The sequence below is a fragment of the Actinomycetota bacterium genome, from assembly GCA_036280995.1.
GTDB lineage: Bacteria > Actinomycetota > CALGFH01 > CALGFH01 > CALGFH01 > CALGFH01.
In genome coordinates, this window is the sequence record DASUPQ010000837.1 from 1 (window position 1) to 3,020 (window position 3,020).

Consider the following 3,020-nt stretch of genomic DNA (forward strand, 5'->3'; position numbering starts at 1 on the left):
CGGTGAGCGCTCGGGCAGCCGGGCCCACGCCAGTGGCGTGCCCTCCACGACATGGTCACCGACCTGCCTGGCCAGCCGGACGACCACATCCTGGTCGGCGGCCGCCCGGACCAGCGGCTCGGGCTGGACGGCCTGGATGTACCCGGAGCGGCCGGCCGGCAGCACCGTGGCCGAGGCCAGCGGGTCGGGCAGCGCTCCTCCGGTGCCAGGTAGCCCGGCTGCTGAGGGTAGAGGTCATCGATGACCCAGCGAGCCTCCCGCTCGACCTGGCTCATGATGGCGTCGATCTGGATCGAGCGGGCGAGATGGTGGATGAAGTAGATGAGCACCCCGACGCTGGCCAGCCCAGCAGCAGCGACCCGGACACGGCCAGGCGGGGACGAAGGCCCCGCCGCCGGCGCGCTGGATCCCCACGGTGGCAACCCGGCCGTGGAGTAGGCGAAGGCGCCTACGAACACGCTCAGCACGACTGGGTGCCGCAGTCACGCATGAGGTTGCGCAGCAGCCGCGGTGAGTACTGCCCGGAGGCGATCTGCAGGGCGACGATGATGAGGCCGAACACCAGCCCGGTGACCGTGATCATGGTGGCTGAGACGACGACCAGGATCCCGCGGGCGTCTTCGGCGGTGCCCTGGAAGGCCAGCGGCCACAGCGGGGAGCCGGCGTCCACCGGCACCCGAGACAGCATCGCCCCGGCGGGCAGGAACAAACAGGACCGACAGTGTCGGCAGCACCCACAGGCGCCGCGACGTAGTCCCACAGCACCCGACGGCGTGCGAACAGGTTCATCGCCTCCCCAATGTTGCTCCGGCTGGCGACCCCGCGAAAGGGACGCCGTGGTGCGGGTCCTCAGCTTGCTGGAAGGCTCCTGACCATGGCGGCCTGCCAGAGTGGCGGTTATGCTGCTGGCGGTGTGCCGGGAAGCCTGGTCGGCGGCATTGCTGGCTGTTGACCAGGAGTCGCATTGAGCACTAGCCCCGCTGATCCGGTTGATCGTGGCGCCGCCTTCATCGCCATGCGCCCGCCGGATTGGTTCTTCCGCATCGAGATCCGCAGCTCCTTGTTGCTGCTGGGCGCGACCGTGGCCGCGCTTGTCTGGGCGAACTCGGCGTGGATGGCGAGCTATGAGGTGCTGTGGACGACGGATCTGTCGGTCCGGGTCGGGGAGAACACGCTCGCCAAGGACCTGCGGCACTGGGTCAACGAGGGCCTGATGACGTTGTTCTTCCTCGTGGGTGGGCTGGAGATTAGCCACGAGGTACGGCTCTCCAAACGGCGCGACTGGTCAGCCGGGGTCATACCCACGTTGGGCGCGCTCGGCGGCATGGTCCTTGCCGCGCTGTTCTACTTGACCGTCACCGTCGGCGGGCCGGCCGCGCGCGGCTGGCCCATTGCCCTGGCCACCGACCTCACCTTGGTGCTCGGCCTGTTGACGGTGGTCCGACGGTGTCCGTCGCGACTGCGCGCGTTTGTCTTTGTCCTGGTCGTTGTCGGCAACTTGACCGTCATTGCGCCGCTCTGGCTGTTGTACGCCGAGCCGGTCAACCTGGTCGCGCTGGCGGTGGCGGCGGCGCTGTTGGCGGTGGTCGCCGTGGTGCGGCTGCTGCGGGTCCTGCGGACGTTCACCTACCTCCTGATCGGGGCGGCGCTGTGGACGGCGATGGCAGCATCCGGCCTCCATCCAGCGGTCGTGGGGGTCCTGTTGGGGGTCGTGGTCACCCTCTCCTGCCCGACGGCACTGAGCCAGCGGCTGCTGGCGCTGCTGCACCCATGGTCGAGCTATCTGGTCCTGCCACTGTTCGCCCTGGCCAACGCCGGGGTGACGCTGGACCGCGACCTCCTGGCTCGGGCGGTGGGCTCATCGCTCACCCTTGCCGTGTTCGTCGGGCTGGTCGCCGGCAAGCTGCCAGGGATCCTGATCGCAACGGACATGGCCGTCAGGGCCGGGCTGGGAGCGTTGCCGCGCCTGGTCAGCCGCCAGCAGCTCGCCGGGGCGGCCGCCACCGCCGGGATCGGCTTCACCATGGCCCTGTTCGTGGCTGATGTTGTCCTGCTCGATCGGGTGGCCCAGGACGAGGCCAAGGTGGGAATCCTTGCCGCCTCGGCCACAGCGGCCACGTTGGGTTGGCTCCTGTTCAGCGTGCCCCTTCGTGCAACTGGCGGTGGTCGGCGACCGGGTGCCGGTGAGGGGGCGGCTGGCGGTTGGCCAGGGGGGGAGGGGCCGACCTGATGCGTGCGCGAGATCTGGCCACGCCATATCCCTCGCTGGCGCCCGACACCCCAGCCGAGGAGGCCGCTCGGCTGCTGGCCGAGGAAGCTGTCGAGGGCGTCTTCGTCCAAGACGACCAAGGCGAGCTCCAAGGGCTCGTGTCGGACACGTCCCTGCTGGCCTTTCTGCTGCCGCGCTATCTCGCAGAAGATCGGGCGCTGGTCCGCGTCCTCGGCGAGGACGTCGCCGACGCTCTGTGGCAGCGGCTGCGCGGTCGGCCGGTGCGGGACCTGCTCCCAGCCTCTACCGCCGGGCTGCCTGAGGTCGACGCCGACGACACCTTGGTCAGTGTGGCCGCCACCCTGGCCCGGACCGGCGCATCCCTGGTCGCGGTGCGCGGCCGCGACGGCCGGCTGTTGGGCGGCATCACCACCTCCCAGCTCCTCACCCGGCTGCTGGGCACCCGATGAGCGCCGCCCTGGCCGTGGCCGTCTTCTTGGGTGCCTACGGTCTGATCGCCACCGAGAGGGTCAATCGGGTGGCTGTAGCCCTTGGCGGTGCCGGGCTCATGCTGGCCCTGGGGCTGGTGTCCTCGGCCGACGCCTTCCACTCCGAGCGCTTCGGGGTCGACTGGGACGTTATCTTCCTGCTGCTGGGCATGATGGTGATTGTCGGGGTGCTCAAGCAGACCGGCCTGTTCGACTATCTGGCCATCTGGTCGGCGAAACGGGCCCGCGGCCGGCCATTCCGGATCCTGGCAATGCTGGTCACCATCACCGCCTTGGCCTCGGCCCTGCTCGACAACGTCACC

General features: G+C 69.8%; 4 protein-coding genes. 3 read left to right on the forward strand and 1 reads right to left on the reverse strand.

Annotated features, from left to right (window positions below; genetic code table 11):
* Positions 1-460: 460 nt before the first annotated feature.
* Positions 461-676 (reverse strand): DUF2254 family protein, encoded by a 216-nt coding sequence (locus VF468_28065; protein ID HEX5882140.1) that lies wholly within the window; start codon positions 674-676, stop codon positions 461-463.
* A 288-nt stretch (positions 677-964) separates the two neighbouring features.
* Between VF468_28065 and VF468_28070 the strand changes: the two genes are divergently transcribed.
* The 3 genes from VF468_28070 to VF468_28080 all read left to right on the forward strand — a co-directional run.
* Complete coding sequence (locus tag VF468_28070; GenBank protein ID HEX5882141.1) at positions 965-2,230, forward strand: Na+/H+ antiporter NhaA; 1,266 nt, start codon at positions 965-967, stop codon at positions 2,228-2,230.
* Positions 2,230-2,679: a CBS domain-containing protein gene (locus VF468_28075; protein ID HEX5882142.1), complete on the forward strand. Its 450-nt coding sequence runs from the start codon at positions 2,230-2,232 to the stop codon at positions 2,677-2,679. Before VF468_28070 ends, VF468_28075 begins: the two co-directional genes overlap by 1 nt.
* A partial coding sequence (locus VF468_28080) for an SLC13 family permease (GenBank protein HEX5882143.1) occupies positions 2,676-3,020 on the forward strand: 345 nt, incomplete at its 3' end. The genes VF468_28075 and VF468_28080, both read left to right, overlap by 4 nt.